Raw genomic sequence first — 14,419 nt, 5'->3', positions numbered from 1 at the left:
TATGTACCGCCTGCGTAGTCTGAATAATCGTGCGTTCCTTTCGGTGCTTCTGGCGCTCGCGACGTGTGCTCCGGCACTGGCCAACGATGGCGTCGTCCGCGTCGCCGTGCTGAGCAACTCGCCGCCAATGTCCTACACCGATGCGGCGGGCCAGCCGGCCGGATTCAACGTCGGCATCGCGCAGGCCTTGTGCGCGGCGATGGAAGTTCGCTGTCAATTGACCGTCGTGCCGTTGCAGCGCGTGATCCCGGCGGTCGCGGCAGGGGAATTCGATTTCTCGGCGGTCAGTTTGCTCGACACCCCGGAACGTCGCGCCAAAGTGCTGTTCACCAAAGCCTACTACCGGTCCAACAGCGTCTGGTTTGCCAAACCGGGCGTCGAGCCGGGTGCGGCGGGCGCCCGTGTCGCCGCCGTCGCCGGTAGCGCACAGTTCCGCTATGCGGCAGCGCAGGGCTGGTCGACGACCAGCGTGCGTCATCACTCCGAACTGCCTGCTCTGCTGATGGCCGGCAAGGTCGACGCGGTGCTGCTGCCGATGGCCACGTCCTTGACGCTGCGTCAAGATCCCGGGATCCAGTCGCTCGGGCTGGCGACGACCATCATGCGGCAAGCCGAATTGAGCGGCGACGTCAGTTTCGCCGTCGATCCCGCCAAGCCGGAGTTGCGCGAGCGCATCGACCAGGCCTTCGACCGGATCAAGCGCGACGGCAGCTTCGACCGTTTGAACAGCGAATATTTTCCGTTCCGGCTGCAGTGACATGGCACGCACGCTGAGAGCCCTGTGCTGCGCGGCGGCGATCTGGGCGGGAGGTGCCAACGCCCTGGAATTGCACGTGGCAATCGCCCGTTCGACGGTGCTCCAGGCGCCGGGCGAGGCGCCGGCAAAGTCCAGCCGCGTGAGCTTGCTGGTCGATTTCAACCTCGCCGTCGCGCGCGAAACGTGTCGCCGGATCAGTGCCAGATGTGTCTTTTCGTACCCTGATTTTGCCGCCATCATCCCCGGCATCGAGAGCCGACTTTTTCAGCTCGGCTTCGGGAGCTATCTGCGTACGCCCGAACGCGAGGCCCGCGTCGCCTTCAGCGATGCTCTGTGGCGTTCGTCCAGCCGCTTGTTGGCGTTCACACCGGTGGCGGCACGATTCGCTGCACCGGCCGGCGGTGAGCTGACCGTCGAAAAACTGCGCGACGCCCGTGTCGTGTCGATCAGCGATTCGCAGCAATACGCCTACCTGCAGAGTGTGGCGGCAAGCCAGAACCTGCAGGTAGTCGGCAGGTCGACGACCAGCGCTTGCCTCGAAGCGCTGTACGGCGAGCAGGCAGACTTCGCTTTGTTGTCGGTCCTGGGTGCTTTTCTCGCGCTCGACCCGACAGCCAGCCGCACGCCGAGCTTCATCGGCCCGGGAACGGTTGCGCACGGCCTCGGCGGCAGCGTCCATATCGCCCTGCCGCGAGACGACGAGAAGCTCCGGCAGACGGTCAATGCCGCGCTCGCCGCGATGCATCGCGATGGGAGCTATCAGCGCCTCTGGCGCCGGTATTTCCCCTACGATTTCTATTAAACATGGCGCCGCGATTTTTTCCTGAGCGCTGGCGTAACGGTGGCTGGCCTGCCGGCAAGGCCTTTGCGTTCATTGGTGGCGTCTTCGGCAGCATTTTTCTGGCGCTGCTGATCTGGCTGGCAGCCGACCAGCGCGTGGTGCTCGAACGCTCGCAGCGCCTGCTCGACAAGACCGTCCCCAGTACCCTCGAACAGTTTCGCCTGGCGCGCAATGTCGAACAACTGCGCCTGGAAGGCGAGCGCGTTCTGTCGGGGCCGACGCCCGTTGCGCGTCAGCAGGCACTGTTCATCGTCAGCCTGCTGGCCAGCCATCCGGCGCTACTGGCCGACGCCCGCGCCGCTGCACTGGCCCACGAAGTCGAAGCTTTCCTGGCGCGGGCGGCGCGCGCGGACAGCAAAGTAGACGATTCTGCCGAATGGGCCACCCTGTCGAATCGCCTGAGCTTGCTGGCCGACGATGTGTCGATCGACGGCGTCAACCTGGCGACCGACGATTTGCGCCAGATGGCGGCGACCATGGCGAGCAGCCGCGTCAGACTGGCGATTGTCCTGGCGGTCGTCGCCGCCTTTGTCGGCGCCATCCTGTTCTTGATCCATCGCTACCTGATTCGGCCGCTCCAGGCCATGGACGAGGCGCTGTCGGCGCTCCGTTCCGGGCAAGCGAGCAAGCCCTTCGCCACCGCCTTGATGCGCGAGATCGGCGCCGTCGAGGGCGCCATCGGCGAGTTACGCGAAGCGATGCACGAGAAAGAACAGGCCGCTCGGCAACTGTTGCTGCTGGCGACCATCGATGACCTGACCGGGATGTTCAACCGCCGCCATTTCATGGCCCTGGCCGACGAAGAAATCAAACGCGCACAGCGCTACGATCGGCCGATTTGCGTGGCCATGGCCGACCTCGATTTCTTCAAGCAGATCAACGACAACTACGGACACGCTGTCGGCGACCTGGTATTGCAGTCGGTAGCACAAGTCATCGAGAAGACCTTGCGGCAGTCCGACTGGGTTTGCCGCTACGGTGGCGAGGAATTTGCCTTCCTGTTCCCGGAAACCGGCGTCGAGGAAGCGCATCGTCTGGCCGACCGACTGTGCCAACGCGTCGCCAGGAACCCGCTTGAGCTGGCCAATGACGTCTGCCTGCCGATCACTCTGAGCCTGGGTCTGGCGGACGTCGGCAGCGCTTCCCTGGCAGCGGCACTGAGGCGCGCCGATACGGCGCTCTACGAAGCCAAGAGGCAGGGGCGCAACCGCGTCGCCATCGCCCCGCTCGCCACGGCCGCCGCCGACCCGGCAAGCAGCAGCGTCGAGCCGCAGCCGCCAGCGGCCGGCCCGGATCCGCCGGCTCGCAGCCGGCCCTGACGCGTTCCTGGCCGCCGCGGCGGCTCATTCCAGGTCGCGCAAGCGCTGCACCGCTTCTTCAACACGCCGCACGGCGATCAGCTCGAGGCCAGCGATGGCCTGCCTCGGCTGGTTGGCTTCGGGGATCATGGCGCGGCTGAAGCCGAGCTTGGCGGCTTCCCTGAGGCGTTCCTGGCCACGCGGCGCGGGCCGTATTTCGCCGGCCAGGCCGACCTCGCCGAAGACAATGAGCTTATCCGGCAAGGCCTTGTTTTTAAGCGATGAAATAATTGCCAAGATGACCGCCAGATCAGCCGCTGGCTCGCCGATCTTGACGCCGCCGACGGCATTGACGAAGACGTCCTGATCGAAGCAGACGATTCCTGCATGGCGGTGCAGGACCGCCAGCAGCATCGCCAGACGCTGGGCATCGAGGCCGACGGTCAGGCGCCGCGGGTTGCCGTGCGCCTGATCGACGAGCGCCTGGATTTCGACCAGCAGCGGCCGCGTGCCTTCCTGGGTGACCAGCACGCACGACCCCGGAACGTCCTGGCCGTGCGGCGACAGAAAGATCGCCGAGGGGTTGCTGACGCCTTTCAGGCCACGATCGGTCATCGCAAAGACGCCGATCTCGTTGACCGCGCCGTAGCGGTTCTTGACGGCGCGGATCAGGCGGAAGCTCGAGTGCGCGTCGCCCTCGAAATAGAGCACCGTGTCGACAATGTGTTCGAGGACCCGCGGCCCGGCCAGCGCGCCCTCCTTGGTGACGTGGCCGACGAGGATCACGGTGATACCCGTCTGCTTGGCCAGACGCGTCAATTGGGCTGCGCATTCGCGTACCTGCGCGACCGATCCCGGCGCCGAGTTGAGCTGATCCGACCACAGCGTCTGGATCGAGTCGATCACCGCCACCTGCGGCTTTGCCGCTTGCAGCGTCGCCAGGATTCTTTCGAGATTGATTTCGGCGAGCAATTTGAGCGCGCGCGTCTCGAGCGACAAGCGGCGCGCGCGCATCGCAATCTGCTGCCCCGACTCCTCGCCGCTGACGTAGAGCACCTTGCGCCGCTCGGACATCTCGGCGAGCGCCTGCAGCAGTAAGGTACTCTTGCCGATTCCCGGGTCGCCACCGATCAGCACGACGCCGCCGGCGACCAGTCCGCCACCGAGCGCGCGATCGAACTCGCTGATACCGGTCGGCAGACGGTCCTCTTCGCGGGCTTCGATTTCACTGAGCGTCTGCAGCCCCGCGGTACCGCCAAGCGCCGCGAAGCGTCGCTGCTGGCCAGTGGCGGCGGCTTCGGCGACGGTCTCGACGAGCGTATTCCAGACGCCGCAACCGGGGCACTGCCCCTGCCACTTGGCAGCGCTGGCACCGCACTCGGTGCACGAGAAGATCGTTTTCGCGGCGCCGGCAAGCCTGGCCATGCTCAGATCGTCAGCACCGGCACACGCGGCGCCAGTGCGCAGAACAGCTCATAACTGATCGTCCCGGCAGCGCTCGCCACCTCGTCGGCCGGCAAGCCCTCGCCCCACAACAGCACCGGACTATCGACGCCGGCCTCCGGCAAAGCCGTCAGATCACACGCCAGCATGTCCATCGACACCCGCCCCAGGGTCTGCGTCCGGCGGCCACCAACGACAATCGGCGTGCCGCCCGGCGCGTGCCGCGGGTAGCCGTCGGCGTAACCGCAAGCGACGATGCCGACGCGTGTCGGCCCGGCCGCGACGAAGCTGCCGCCATAACCGACGCGCTCGCCAGCGCCGATGTCCTGGACCGCCAGGATGCGGCTGTGCAGCGTCATTACCGGCCGCAAGTCGAGGCTGGCGGCGTCCTGGTCGGCGAACGGACTGCCACCATAGAGCATGATCCCTGGCCGCACCCAGGCGTGCGCGGTCTGCGGGTAGCGCAGGATCGCCGCCGAGTTGGCCAGCGACAGCGGCCAGCCGGCAGCCTCGGACCAGCCGTCGGTCATCGCTGCAAAGCGCTCGAGCTGCCAGGCGATGCAGCCCTCGCCACGGTCACCGTCGGCCTCGGCAAAGTGCGTCATCAGCGTCACCGCGGCCAGCGCCGGCGACGCGGCCGTCAGCTCGCGGCGGAACGCCGGCAACTGCTCGGCGTTCACGCCCAGCCGATTCATGCCGCTATTGAGCTTCAGATAAATCGGCAGCGGCTGCGGCGCCCGCCGCAGCATCTGCAATTGCTCCAGGCGGTGCACCACGACGGTCAGCTCGTAGGCCGCGCAGACGCTCACATCGGCGGCCTCGAAAAAGCCCTCGAGCAGCAGAATCGGTTGCCGGATACCCGCCTCGCGCAGACGGATCGCCTCGTCGAGATCGAGCAGCGCAAAACCGTCGGCGACGTCGCCGAGCGCCGCTGCGGCGCGCAGCAGGCCGTGCCCATAGGCATTGGCCTTGACCACTGCCCAGGCCCTGGCGCTACGGTGCTGGCGGGTGGCGTGCTGCCTGGCGAGCAGATAGTTGTGACGCAGCGCCGCGAGGTCAATGCGCGCCTCGATCGGACGCGGCATCAGCTGGACAGCTCCTTGAGCTTGTTGCGCGCGAATTCGACGAAGCTGAGGACCACCTGCGAACGGAATCGCTCACGCGGATAGACCAGCGACAAGGTCCGCTTGAGCGCTGGCCGCAGCGGCACGCCGACCAGCGTCCCCAGTTGACGCTCTTTTTCGAAACTGGCCCGGGAAACGATCGAAAAGCCCAAGCCGGCGGCGACCATGCCTTTCAAGGCTTCCGGACTCGACAACTCCATCACCGTCCGCAGCTGTTCGGGCTCGACGCCGCAGGCCTGCAGGTAGTCGTCAGTGACGTTGCGGGTACTCGAACCTGGCTCGCGGGCAACGAAGTCGTGCTCCAGCAGGCCGCGCACATCGATATCGGCGTGACTGGCCAGCGGATGATTCGGCGGACAGACCACTTGCAGTTCATCGTCGCCGCAGACCTCGCATTGCAGGCTGGCTTGCGTCACCGGCGACTCGACCAGCCCGATATCGAGCGCGTGCGCAGCAATGGCGCTGCAAATCGCCTCGGAGTTGGCCACCGTAAGCCGCGCCCGCACCAGCGGATAAAGGACGTTGAACTCGCCGAGGATCGGCGGCAGCATGAATTCGGCAATTGTCGTGCTGGCGCCGACCACCAGGCTGCCGCTCATCTGGCCGGTCATTTCGGCGACGCGAATGTCGAGCTCGGCGGACAGTTCAAGGATGCGCGCGGCGTAACCGAGCGCCAGATCGCCGGCTGCAGTCAGCGCGATGCGGCCGCCACCGCGATCGAAAAGGCGGGCATTGAAATGCTCTTCGAGTTGCTTGATCTGAAAGGTCACTGCCGGCTGCGTCATGTGCAGCGCCTCGCCGGCCCTGGTAAAAGAAAGGTGCTTGGCAACGGCATGAAACACCTGTAGGCGCCGATCGGCCATAGGTCCCCCTGTTTCGACTTGCATATTAGTATGTTCGATCATATTAGCTTAAGCAAACGTAAAAGAGACGCCGCCGACCAGGCGCCGCTGGGCCTGTTGGCCATGCGGCCACGGGCGGTGGAGTAACAAGTTGCTGACTTTCATGGTATAAGCCCAGCATATCGAAACACCCTCGTCCAGAAAACTCCATGCCTTTCGGCTTCTACATCATCATGGCCGCGCAGTTTTTTTCCGCGCTGGCCGACAACGTCCTGCTCATCGTCGCCATTTCGATCCTGCGCGACATGCAGGCGCCGAGCGAGTACGAGCCGCTGCTGAAAACCTTTTTCACCGTCTCCTACGTCGCTCTTGCCGCTTTTGTCGGCGCTTTTGCCGACTCGATGCCCAAGTGGCGGGTGATGTTCATCAGCAACGCGATCAAGGTCCTCGGTTGCGCGATGATGTACTGGGATGTCCATCCGCTATTGGCCTACGCGGTGGTCGGTCTTGGCGCCGCCGCCTACTCGCCGGCCAAGTACGGCATCCTCACCGAGTACCTGCCGCATCGTCTGCTGGTCGTCGCCAACGGCTGGATCGAAGGATTGACGGTCGGTGCAATCATTCTCGGCGTCGTCGTCGGCGGCTTGCTGATCAGGCCGGACGTCGCCGCGGCCCTGCTCAGTTTCGACGTCCCGGTAATCGACACCGGCGTCGATACGGTCGGCGAGATGGCGATCTGTTTCGTGGCCGGCTTCTACGTGCTCGCCGCCCTGTTCAACCTCTACATTCCCGACACCGGCGTCGACCACCGGGTGTTGCACAAGAATCCCTGGTACCTGCTGCGCGAATTCAATCACTGCCTGCTGCTGCTCTGGCGCGACCGCCTGGGTCAGATTTCGCTGGCCGTGACGACGCTGTTCTGGGGCGCCGGCGCCACTCTGCAGTTCATCGTCATCAAGTGGGCCGAAAGCGCGCTGCAACTGGACCTCTCGAAGTCGAGCATGCTGCAGGGCGTGGTCGCCGTCGGCGTCGCTCTGGGCGCCGTCGGCGCGGCGCGCCTGATCACCCTGCGCAAGGCGGTGCGCGTCATTCCGCTGGGCATCGCCATGGGGATCATCGTGCTGGTGATGAACTACGTGCAACACGTCTGGCTGGCGGTGCCGCTACTGGTCCTGATCGGCGCGCTGTCGGGCTTCTTCGTGGTGCCGATGAACGCGCTGCTGCAGCACCGCGGCCACATCCTGATGGGTGCCGGTCATTCGATCGCCGTGCAGAACTTCAACGAAAACCTGTCGATCCTGGCGATGACCGGCATCTACTTCGTGATGGTCCGCTGCGAAATGTCGATCTACCTGGTGATTACACTGTTCGGCGTCTTCCTCAGCGGCTCGATGTTCCTCGTCAAACGCCGCCATCAGGCCAACCAGCGGCACCACGACGACGTCATCCATCTCGACGACAGCAGGCACTAAGGCGATTGCCGGAAAAGGACGTACCAGATTGCGCCGGATTTTCGGTCGTCTTCAAGGCGCGACAACAGGCGCATAGTCGAACTATGCAACTGGTTGTCGCAACACAGAAGGCGGGTGAAAAGACCAGCAAGGTGGTATGTTCTTTGACAGAAATCGCCTTAGCCGCGCCAGCAAGGCCTCTGCTGCTCTACTTCACGGCATTGAGCTGCTTGACGCCAGCGACGAAGCGCGCCAGCGTCGTCGACAAGACACCACGCGGTATGGTCAACTCGATCAGCTGAAAGCGGCCACGCGTCGCCACCGCCTGCTCGAGCGCCTCCTTGAGTTCGCCGCGGCTGCCGACGCGTCGCCCGTCGCCGCCGAGTCCGGCGGCCATTTCAGCAAACCCCCAGTGGCCGAGATCGTTGAACGACGATTCCGGCTGGAAGGTGCGCAGCATTTCCCAGCTGGCGTTGTTGAACACCAGGACGATCGGGTCCCAGCCATAACGCTGGCAGTTGCCGAGTTCCCAGCCGGTCATCTGGAAGGCGCCGTCACCGACCAGGATCAGCGGCCGCTGCCCGGTCGCCGCCTGTACGCCGAGGCCGGCCGGCACGCCGAAACCCATCGTCGCGTAATAGCCCGGTGCGACCAATGCCGTGTGCTCGATGTCCATGGCCGTGAACAGGCAGTCGCCCATGTCGGAGGCAATCGGCAGCTTGCCGTGTTTGGCCATCAGATCGTTGACCGCGGCGGCAATATCGGTCGGTGTCAGCGGCGCCTGATCGGCGACCATGCCGTGCGGAAACACGCGCGGCGTCATCGAATAGGCGTAATGCCCCGCCGGCACGCACTCCAGCAGCCGATCGACCAGCGCCGTCAGCGGGATCTGTGGATAGGTGTGGTAGGCCATCGTGACCTGCCCATCGAGCGCCTGAATCGTCTTGCGCAAGTCGATCTTGCTCGCCGAAACGCCGAAATTCGTGTCGCAGATGATCACCCCGAGCAGCAACAGCCCGTCCGAGTTCTCGACCAGTTCGGTCACCTCGGGCAGACCGGCAACGCCCATGTAGGTACCGATCAAGGGGACGTCGGCGTCGGCCAGCAGGCCACGCCCCATGAAACTGGTGACCACCGGCAGCGCCAGCCGGCGCGCCAGCTCGGCAACGCGCTCTTCGAGCCCGAAGCGGCGAACCTCGACGCCGACCATCAGCGCCGGTCGGGTCGCCTGTTGCAAACGCGCGCGAATCTCGTCTACGCAGGCGTCGAGCGCGTCCTGATCGACTGTCGGTGCGAGCAATGGCGGCACCGCCTGACACGCGGCGCCGACCATGTCGCGTGGCAGCTCGATATACACCGGCCGCGAGTAGCGCAGGCAATTGCCGAGCACGCGGGCGATGTCGGCCGGCGCCCGCTCGGCGTCGTCGAGGCGCAGCTGGTCGCAAGTGATTTCGCGAAAGATCTGGAACTGCGAGTCGAGCGTCTTGGCCTGATGGTGCAGCAGCAGGCCGGCCTTGGCTTCGTTCTTGCCCGGGCCGCCCGAAAGCACCACCAGCGGCGACTTCTCGGCGTACGCCGCAGCGACCGGATTGATCATATTCAGCGCCCCGGCGCCGTAGGTCACTGCCGCGACACCCAGCCCGCCGACCATCCGTGCCGCCGCATCGGCGGCGAAGCCGACACCCGGTTCGTGCGACAGCGTATAGAGTGGCAGAATCCGCGACTCCTCGATAATCTTGAAAAAAGGCAGCGCAAAATCTCCGGGAATACCGAAAATCTGGCGGGCACCGTTTTCCTTCAACGCATTCAGCAGGGACTCGGTGAGTTTCATCGCCACTTCTCCAAGCTTGTCGAAGAGAACATAATGACACCAATGAGCCGCAAGAGGTATTGGAAAAATCGACAAAACCCCCTATACTGCGCACACTTCATGCGCATATTGGGCAATAAATGTCTAAAATCACCATAGATCGATACGATCTTGCACTCCTTGACGCACTGCAGCGCAAGGGCAATGCCACCAACGCGACGCTTGGCGAGCAGATCAAGCTTTCTGCCTCGCAGATCAGCCGGCGCATCCAGCGCCTGGAGGAAGACGGCGTCATCGCCGGCTACGTCGCCTTGCTCGCGCCGTCGGCGCTGGGACTCGGGGTGACGGCCTTTGCCCAGGTGATCCTCGAGAGCCACCGCGAAACCGCCAGCGAGACCTTCGAAAGCGCCATCGCCGCGATGCCCGAAGTGCTCGATTGTTTCTCGGTCAGCGGTGACGCCGATTACATGCTGCGAATTCTCGTCCCGGACCTGGCAGCGTTCTCGGAACTGATGATGAAGCGCCTGTTGTGCCTGCCGGGAGTAGCCCGCATCAAGACCAGCATCGCCTTGAACACCGTCAAACAAACGCACGTGATGCCCCTGAGCCACCTGACGCAGCCGAGCAAGCCCCGTCAGCGCGTCCGCTACGCCGAAAGTTAGACGCGTCCGCCAGGCCGGCAGCGAGTCGTCGGACGCTAGAGCAGCAGCGGCGCGTTCGGCAGTTCGTCGGCATTCTCGGCGCCGGCCGGGAAGTGTTCGCGCAGCGCCGCGGTGATCGTGCTCAAGGCCAGCAGCGTACCGCTTTCGAACTCGCCGCGGCGAAAAGAGCTCGCCATTTGCCGGCAGACGCCGTCCCAGAATTCACCGCCAAGCTTGGCGTCAATTCCCCGATCGGCGACGATTTCGACGCGCCGGTCTACGCCTTGCAGGTAAATCAGAACGCCGCTGTTGTGCTCGGTATCCCACACCCGCAGCTGTGCAAACAGATCGATCGCCCGCTGACGCGGCGTTTGCCCACGCCATAAGCCCGCCAGCGGCAGGTTGCCTTCGACGACCACCCGCAACTCACCGAGATGCGCCGACTCGGAAGCCGCGACCGCCTGCTCGAGGCGGCGCAGGACTGGCGGCGAAAAAACCCGCACTTGCCACCAGTCGGGCAGCAGCAGGTGCCTTAGCAGTCGCGTCAATTGCATCACCAGCCTCCCGAAGCGCCGCCGCCACCGAAACGGCCGCCACCACCTGAAAAGCCACCACCACCGCCGCCACCGCCCCAGCGAGCGCCCCGCGAAGCGCCAATTCCCGTAGCCAGGGCGCCGGCAAACAGCGAGGCGACGAAAGCGACCATGCCGACAATCGCCGCCAGCAGTAGTGACGAAAACAGCATCGTGGCAATGACGCCGGCGGCGACGGCAACGATCGCTGCCGCCAGAAAGCGCCCGAAAATGGCGCGCAGCACGCGGCCGACGACGAAGACCAGCATGAAAGCGCCGATCAACAGCGTCTCGAAAGTATCCTTGCTGGCGCCCGGCTGGCGCGCTGCGACACTCGGCAGCGGCTCGCCGGCGACCACCTTGAGGATCGCGTCGACGCCGGCGTCGATACCGCCGGCGAAGTCGCCCTGCTTGAAGCGCGGGGCTATCGTTTCGCTGATGATGCGCTTGGCAGTGGCGTCGTTGAGCGCGCCTTCGAGCCCGTAGCCGACCTCGATGCGCAGCTTGCGGTCGTCCTTGGCGATCAGCAGCAGCGCGCCATCGTCGATTCCCTGCCGCCCCAGCTGCCACGCCTCGACGACCCGCAGCGCGTACTGCGCGATGGTTTCGGGTTCTACCGTTGGCACGATCAACACCGCAATCTGCGCGCCCTTGTCGCGTTCGAAGGCCGCCAGCCTGGCATCGAGCGTCGCCGCTTGCTCGCTGGCCAGCGTCCCGGTCAGGTCGGTCACCCGCGCCGCCATTGGCGGAATCGCCGGCGCCGATTGCTCGGCGCCGCTGGCGACGCCGGCGCCGGCGCCGGCGGCGAGCAGAACGCTGAACAGAATGCCCAGCAGCCAGGCCAGCGGGCGCGCCAATAGCATGGGCATCGCTTAGTACGCGGGCGCCGGCGAAGGCTTGGCCGGCGCCGAGAAGTCGACCTTCGGGGCGCTCGAGATCGCCGTCTCGTCGGCGACCGTGAAGTTCGGTTTGACGCTGTAGCCGAAGACCATCGCCGTCAGATTGTTCGGGAAAGTACGCACCGAAACGTTGTACGCCTCGACCGACTTGATATAGCGGTTGCGAGCGACGGCGATCCGATTCTCGGTACCCTCGAGTTGCGCCTGCAAGTCGCGAAAAGCCGCGTCGGCCTTCAGTTGCGGGTAGTTCTCGGCGACCACCAGCAGCCGTGACAGGGCGCTCGACAGACCGGCCTGCGCCTGCTGGAACCTGGCAAAGGCGGCCGGGTCATTGACCAGTTCGGGAGTCGCCTGAATCGAGCCGACCTGCGCGCGCGCCTGCGTCACCTGCGTCAGTACGTCCTTCTCGTGACTGGCGTAGCCCTGGACGGTACTGACCAGATTGGGGACCAGGTCGGCGCGCCGCTGATACTGGTTGATGACCTCCGACCATGCCGACTTGACCGCCTCGTCGCCGGTCTGGAAGCTGTTGTAGCCGCAACCCGAGAGGACGCTGGCCAAGACCAGGACGAGGGCGAGAAGGCGAATGCGCATGATGATTTCCTTGTGGGGGGAACAGCTGAGTTCAAGATGGCGACGCGCGGCGATTTCTCAAGCCCGCGCTCGCTCACCGCGGCGGCGTAGCGGCCGCGCTGGCCGCCCGCCAGAGCGCCCGCGCCCGGCACAGGTCTTCCCAGGCTTTGGCCTTGTCGTGCAGCGTCCGCAGCAAGTACGCCGGATGGTAGCTGACGACCACCGGGATCGCCGATCCAGGATAAACGAAAGACTTGCCGCGCAAACTGGCCAGCGAGCCGGCTTCACCGAGCACCGAGTTGGCCGCCGCACGGCCGAGAAGAACGATCACGCGCGGCTGGATCAAGGCGATCTGACGCTGCAGAAACGGCGCGCAAGCGCTCATCTCGGCAAGCTCCGGCGTGCGATTGCCCGGTGGGCGACACTTCACGGTGTTGGCGATATAAACGTCCTTGTCGCGTCGCAGATCGATCGCCGCCAACATCGCGTCGAGCAGCTTGCCCGCCGGCCCGACAAAAGGCTCGCCGCGTGCGTCTTCCTCGGCGCCCGGGCCTTCGCCGATGAACAGCCAGTCGGCGTTGATCTCGCCGACTCCGAGCACCGCTTGCCGCCGCTCAGCGCAGAGCCCGCAGGCGCGGCACGCGGCAACGCCTTGCCGCAGCTGTGGCCAGTCGAGCGTGGCAATCGCCGCCGCCCGCTCGGCCAGCGGCGCCCGCGCCGCTGCAGCGGTGGCGGCCGGGCGATCGCCGCTGGCCTGGCATCTGGCGTCCGGCTCTGGCTCGGCCAGCGCTGGCTGCGCTGCTGCCGTCGCGGCCGCCGCCGGCGCCGGCGCACGCAGCCGCCACAGCGGCCCGAGGCGCATTTCACGCAACAGCTCGGCGCGGCTCAGTGCGCTGCCAGCGCCAGCATCGCCGCTCACGCCGAAACCTCGCCGAGCGCGCGGCGCAATACCAGCGCATCCTCGCGACCGCCTTCAGCGGCGTAGTAAGCGCGCCGCACGCCGATCTGTTGAAAGCCGAAATGCCGGTAAAGCGTCAGCGCCCGGTCGTTTGATCGCCGCACCTCGAGCAACAAGGTCGTCGCCCCGCCCCGGCCCGCTTCGCACAGCGCATGCCGCAGCAGGCGCGCACCGAAACCCGTCCCCTGGTGCCCTTCGGCAACGCTGACGTTGAGCAGGTGGGCTTCGTCGAGCGCCAGCATCAGCACGTAATAGCCGAACAACTGGCCGGCGACCCAGCCCGCGCAACAGCCGTAGCCGGCAACCATCGAGTCGACAAAATTGCCGCGCGTCCAGGGAAACGGATAGACGCTTTCTTCGATGGCCAGGATCTGATCGATGTCGGCGTGCCTCATCGGCCGTATTTCGACCCTTGGCGCCAGCACCGCGCTCATGCTTTGCCACCGCTCGCCAGGCGCTCGACGATGGTCAGCGCCACCTTGTTACGGACGTACAGCGGCACCGCGTCGGCCGCGTCGACGGTCTCGCCGCGCGCCAGGCGAGCGACCGCGAGGCGCGCGACGGCGCCGGCATCGGGCATCAGCTCGGGCTGCCAGACCTGTACGCAGCCAGCCAGCCGTTCACGCAACAGCGGGTAGGCCGCCAGGCCGTTGCCACACGCCAGCCAGCCCGCCGAGTCGGGTAGCGCAACTTCCGACGGACGGCAGACGCTCACCTCGGTGAGCGGCTCGGCGTTCGCAAACAGACCGTAATAGACCTCGCCCATGCGGGCGTCGAGCGCCACAATCACCCGTTCACCGGCACTGACCAGTGCCATGCCGGCCAGCGTAGCGACCGGGATCACCGGCAGTTCGTGGGCAAATGCCAAACCCTGGGCCACGCCACAGGCGACGCGCAGGCCCGTAAACGAACCCGGTCCGGCGGCAAAAGCGATCGCTTGCAGGTCGGCAAAGCGCAAGCCGGCTTCGTTCATCGTCGCCCGGATCAAGGGCAGCAGCGTTTCCGAGTGCGAAACTCCGAGCGGGCAGCGACGCCGCAAAAGTTCGCCGTCGCGCCAGATGGCGATGCTGCCCAGCTCGGTGGACGTCTCGATGGCAAGCAGATTCATGCGCCGCATTTTACCCGTCCTGCTGGTCTCCGTGGCCGCCCGATTGGCCGCTCGCGTGCTTTGTCGCTACAATGGGCGGCAGCAGAAAGACCCTGCAGACGC

15 protein-coding genes are annotated in these 14,419 nt (G+C 65.5%); 5 read left to right on the top strand and 10 right to left on the bottom strand.

Features of this window, described 5'->3' with window-relative positions; genetic code table 11:
- The first annotated feature begins 1 nt into the window (after position 1).
- From QZ656_RS01500 to QZ656_RS01490, 3 genes are read left to right on the top strand one after another with little or no spacing between them, the layout of a single operon-like run.
- Positions 2 to 757 (top strand): transporter substrate-binding domain-containing protein, encoded by a 756-nt coding sequence (locus tag QZ656_RS01500; protein ID WP_291991719.1) that lies wholly within the window; start codon positions 2 to 4, stop codon positions 755 to 757.
- A gap of 1 nt (position 758) precedes the next feature.
- A complete protein-coding gene (locus QZ656_RS01495) occupies positions 759 to 1,559 on the top strand; it encodes a transporter substrate-binding domain-containing protein (protein WP_291991718.1) in 801 nt (266 codons plus the stop codon).
- A 2-nt stretch (positions 1,560 to 1,561) separates the two neighbouring features.
- Positions 1,562 to 2,917, top strand: a complete 1,356-nt coding sequence (locus QZ656_RS01490) for a diguanylate cyclase (RefSeq protein WP_291991717.1) — start codon at positions 1,562 to 1,564, stop codon at positions 2,915 to 2,917.
- Between the two features lie 24 nt (positions 2,918 to 2,941).
- Here the strand turns inward: QZ656_RS01490 and radA are convergent, their stop codons facing one another.
- From radA to QZ656_RS01475, 3 genes are read right to left on the bottom strand one after another with little or no spacing between them, the layout of a single operon-like run.
- A complete protein-coding gene (radA, locus tag QZ656_RS01485) occupies positions 2,942 to 4,321 on the bottom strand; it encodes a DNA repair protein RadA (RefSeq protein WP_291991716.1) in 1,380 nt (459 codons plus the stop codon).
- A gap of 2 nt (positions 4,322 to 4,323) precedes the next feature.
- Positions 4,324 to 5,424 carry an alanine racemase gene (gene alr, locus QZ656_RS01480; protein WP_291991715.1) on the bottom strand — a complete coding sequence of 367 codons (1,101 nt, stop codon included), beginning with the start codon at positions 5,422 to 5,424 and terminating at the stop codon, positions 4,324 to 4,326.
- Complete coding sequence (locus QZ656_RS01475; protein ID WP_291991714.1) at positions 5,424 to 6,326, bottom strand: LysR family transcriptional regulator; 903 nt, start codon at positions 6,324 to 6,326, stop codon at positions 5,424 to 5,426. Before QZ656_RS01475 ends, alr begins: the two co-directional genes overlap by 1 nt.
- 188 nt (positions 6,327 to 6,514) lie before the next feature.
- On the opposite strand from QZ656_RS01475, the gene lplT reads away from it, so the two are divergent.
- The gene (gene lplT / locus QZ656_RS01470; protein WP_291991713.1) at positions 6,515 to 7,777 is read left to right on the top strand and encodes a lysophospholipid transporter LplT; all 1,263 of its coding nucleotides are present in this window, start codon (positions 6,515 to 6,517) and stop codon (positions 7,775 to 7,777) included.
- A 187-nt stretch (positions 7,778 to 7,964) separates the two neighbouring features.
- On the opposite strand, the gene ipdC is transcribed toward lplT, so the two are convergent.
- A complete protein-coding gene (gene ipdC / locus QZ656_RS01465; protein ID WP_291991712.1) occupies positions 7,965 to 9,587 on the bottom strand; it encodes an indolepyruvate/phenylpyruvate decarboxylase in 1,623 nt (540 codons plus the stop codon).
- A 119-nt stretch (positions 9,588 to 9,706) separates the two neighbouring features.
- Here ipdC and QZ656_RS01460 point away from each other — a divergent pair, with 119 nt between their 5' ends.
- On the top strand, positions 9,707 to 10,228 hold the full coding sequence (locus QZ656_RS01460) for an Lrp/AsnC family transcriptional regulator (RefSeq protein WP_291991711.1): 522 nt from the start codon (positions 9,707 to 9,709) through the stop codon (positions 10,226 to 10,228).
- A 35-nt stretch (positions 10,229 to 10,263) separates the two neighbouring features.
- Here QZ656_RS01460 and QZ656_RS01455 read toward each other — a convergent pair whose 3' ends face one another.
- From QZ656_RS01455 to tsaB, 6 genes are all read right to left on the bottom strand, one after another.
- Complete coding sequence (locus QZ656_RS01455) at positions 10,264 to 10,761, bottom strand: TPM domain-containing protein (protein WP_291991710.1); 498 nt, start codon at positions 10,759 to 10,761, stop codon at positions 10,264 to 10,266.
- Positions 10,761 to 11,648 carry a TPM domain-containing protein gene (locus tag QZ656_RS01450; protein ID WP_291991709.1) on the bottom strand — a complete coding sequence of 296 codons (888 nt, stop codon included), beginning with the start codon at positions 11,646 to 11,648 and terminating at the stop codon, positions 10,761 to 10,763. Before QZ656_RS01450 ends, QZ656_RS01455 begins: the two co-directional genes overlap by 1 nt.
- 3 nt (positions 11,649 to 11,651) lie before the next feature.
- Entirely contained in the window at positions 11,652 to 12,272 is a 621-nt protein-coding gene (locus tag QZ656_RS01445; protein WP_291991708.1) for a LemA family protein, read from the bottom strand.
- 73 nt (positions 12,273 to 12,345) lie between these two features.
- Positions 12,346 to 13,113 carry a uracil-DNA glycosylase gene (locus QZ656_RS01440; protein ID WP_291992104.1) on the bottom strand — a complete coding sequence of 256 codons (768 nt, stop codon included), beginning with the start codon at positions 13,111 to 13,113 and terminating at the stop codon, positions 12,346 to 12,348.
- Positions 13,114 to 13,166: 53 nt separating this feature from the next.
- The gene (gene rimI / locus QZ656_RS01435; RefSeq protein WP_291991707.1) at positions 13,167 to 13,604 is read right to left on the bottom strand and encodes a ribosomal protein S18-alanine N-acetyltransferase; all 438 of its coding nucleotides are present in this window, start codon (positions 13,602 to 13,604) and stop codon (positions 13,167 to 13,169) included.
- 35 nt (positions 13,605 to 13,639) lie between these two features.
- Positions 13,640 to 14,326, bottom strand: coding sequence for a tRNA (adenosine(37)-N6)-threonylcarbamoyltransferase complex dimerization subunit type 1 TsaB (gene tsaB / locus QZ656_RS01430; protein WP_291991706.1), 687 nt, complete (start codon positions 14,324 to 14,326; stop codon positions 13,640 to 13,642).
- Positions 14,327 to 14,419 lie beyond the last annotated feature (93 nt).

It is taken from the genome of Candidatus Accumulibacter sp. ACC003, from assembly GCF_907163085.1.
Taxonomy (GTDB): Bacteria; Pseudomonadota; Gammaproteobacteria; order Burkholderiales; family Rhodocyclaceae; genus Accumulibacter.
This window is presented reverse-complemented; position numbering and strand designations above follow the sequence as displayed.

What these genes read in the sequence shown, in the direction of transcription:
- radA (WP_291991716.1), bottom strand. Translation starts at nt 4,321, where the DNA reads ATGGCCAGGCTTGCCGGCGCCGCGAAAACGATCTTCTCGTGCACCGAG.
- lplT (WP_291991713.1), top strand. Translation starts at nt 6,515, where the DNA reads ATGCCTTTCGGCTTCTACATCATCATGGCCGCGCAGTTTTTTTCCGCG.
- QZ656_RS01490 (WP_291991717.1), top strand. Translation starts at nt 1,562, where the DNA reads ATGGCGCCGCGATTTTTTCCTGAGCGCTGGCGTAACGGTGGCTGGCCT.
- QZ656_RS01440 (WP_291992104.1), bottom strand. Translation starts at nt 13,113, where the DNA reads ATGCGCCTCGGGCCGCTGTGGCGGCTGCGTGCGCCGGCGCCGGCGGCG.
- QZ656_RS01475 (WP_291991714.1), bottom strand. Translation starts at nt 6,326, where the DNA reads ATGGCCGATCGGCGCCTACAGGTGTTTCATGCCGTTGCCAAGCACCTT.
- QZ656_RS01495 (WP_291991718.1), top strand. Translation starts at nt 759, where the DNA reads ATGGCACGCACGCTGAGAGCCCTGTGCTGCGCGGCGGCGATCTGGGCG.
- alr (WP_291991715.1), bottom strand. Translation starts at nt 5,424, where the DNA reads ATGCCGCGTCCGATCGAGGCGCGCATTGACCTCGCGGCGCTGCGTCAC.
- QZ656_RS01500 (WP_291991719.1), top strand. Translation starts at nt 2, where the DNA reads ATGTACCGCCTGCGTAGTCTGAATAATCGTGCGTTCCTTTCGGTGCTT.
- QZ656_RS01450 (WP_291991709.1), bottom strand. Translation starts at nt 11,648, where the DNA reads ATGCCCATGCTATTGGCGCGCCCGCTGGCCTGGCTGCTGGGCATTCTG.
- ipdC (WP_291991712.1), bottom strand. Translation starts at nt 9,587, where the DNA reads ATGAAACTCACCGAGTCCCTGCTGAATGCGTTGAAGGAAAACGGTGCC.
- QZ656_RS01455 (WP_291991710.1), bottom strand. Translation starts at nt 10,761, where the DNA reads ATGCAATTGACGCGACTGCTAAGGCACCTGCTGCTGCCCGACTGGTGG.
- rimI (WP_291991707.1), bottom strand. Translation starts at nt 13,604, where the DNA reads ATGAGGCACGCCGACATCGATCAGATCCTGGCCATCGAAGAAAGCGTC.
- tsaB (WP_291991706.1), bottom strand. Translation starts at nt 14,326, where the DNA reads ATGCGGCGCATGAATCTGCTTGCCATCGAGACGTCCACCGAGCTGGGC.
- QZ656_RS01445 (WP_291991708.1), bottom strand. Translation starts at nt 12,272, where the DNA reads ATGCGCATTCGCCTTCTCGCCCTCGTCCTGGTCTTGGCCAGCGTCCTC.
- QZ656_RS01460 (WP_291991711.1), top strand. Translation starts at nt 9,707, where the DNA reads ATGTCTAAAATCACCATAGATCGATACGATCTTGCACTCCTTGACGCA.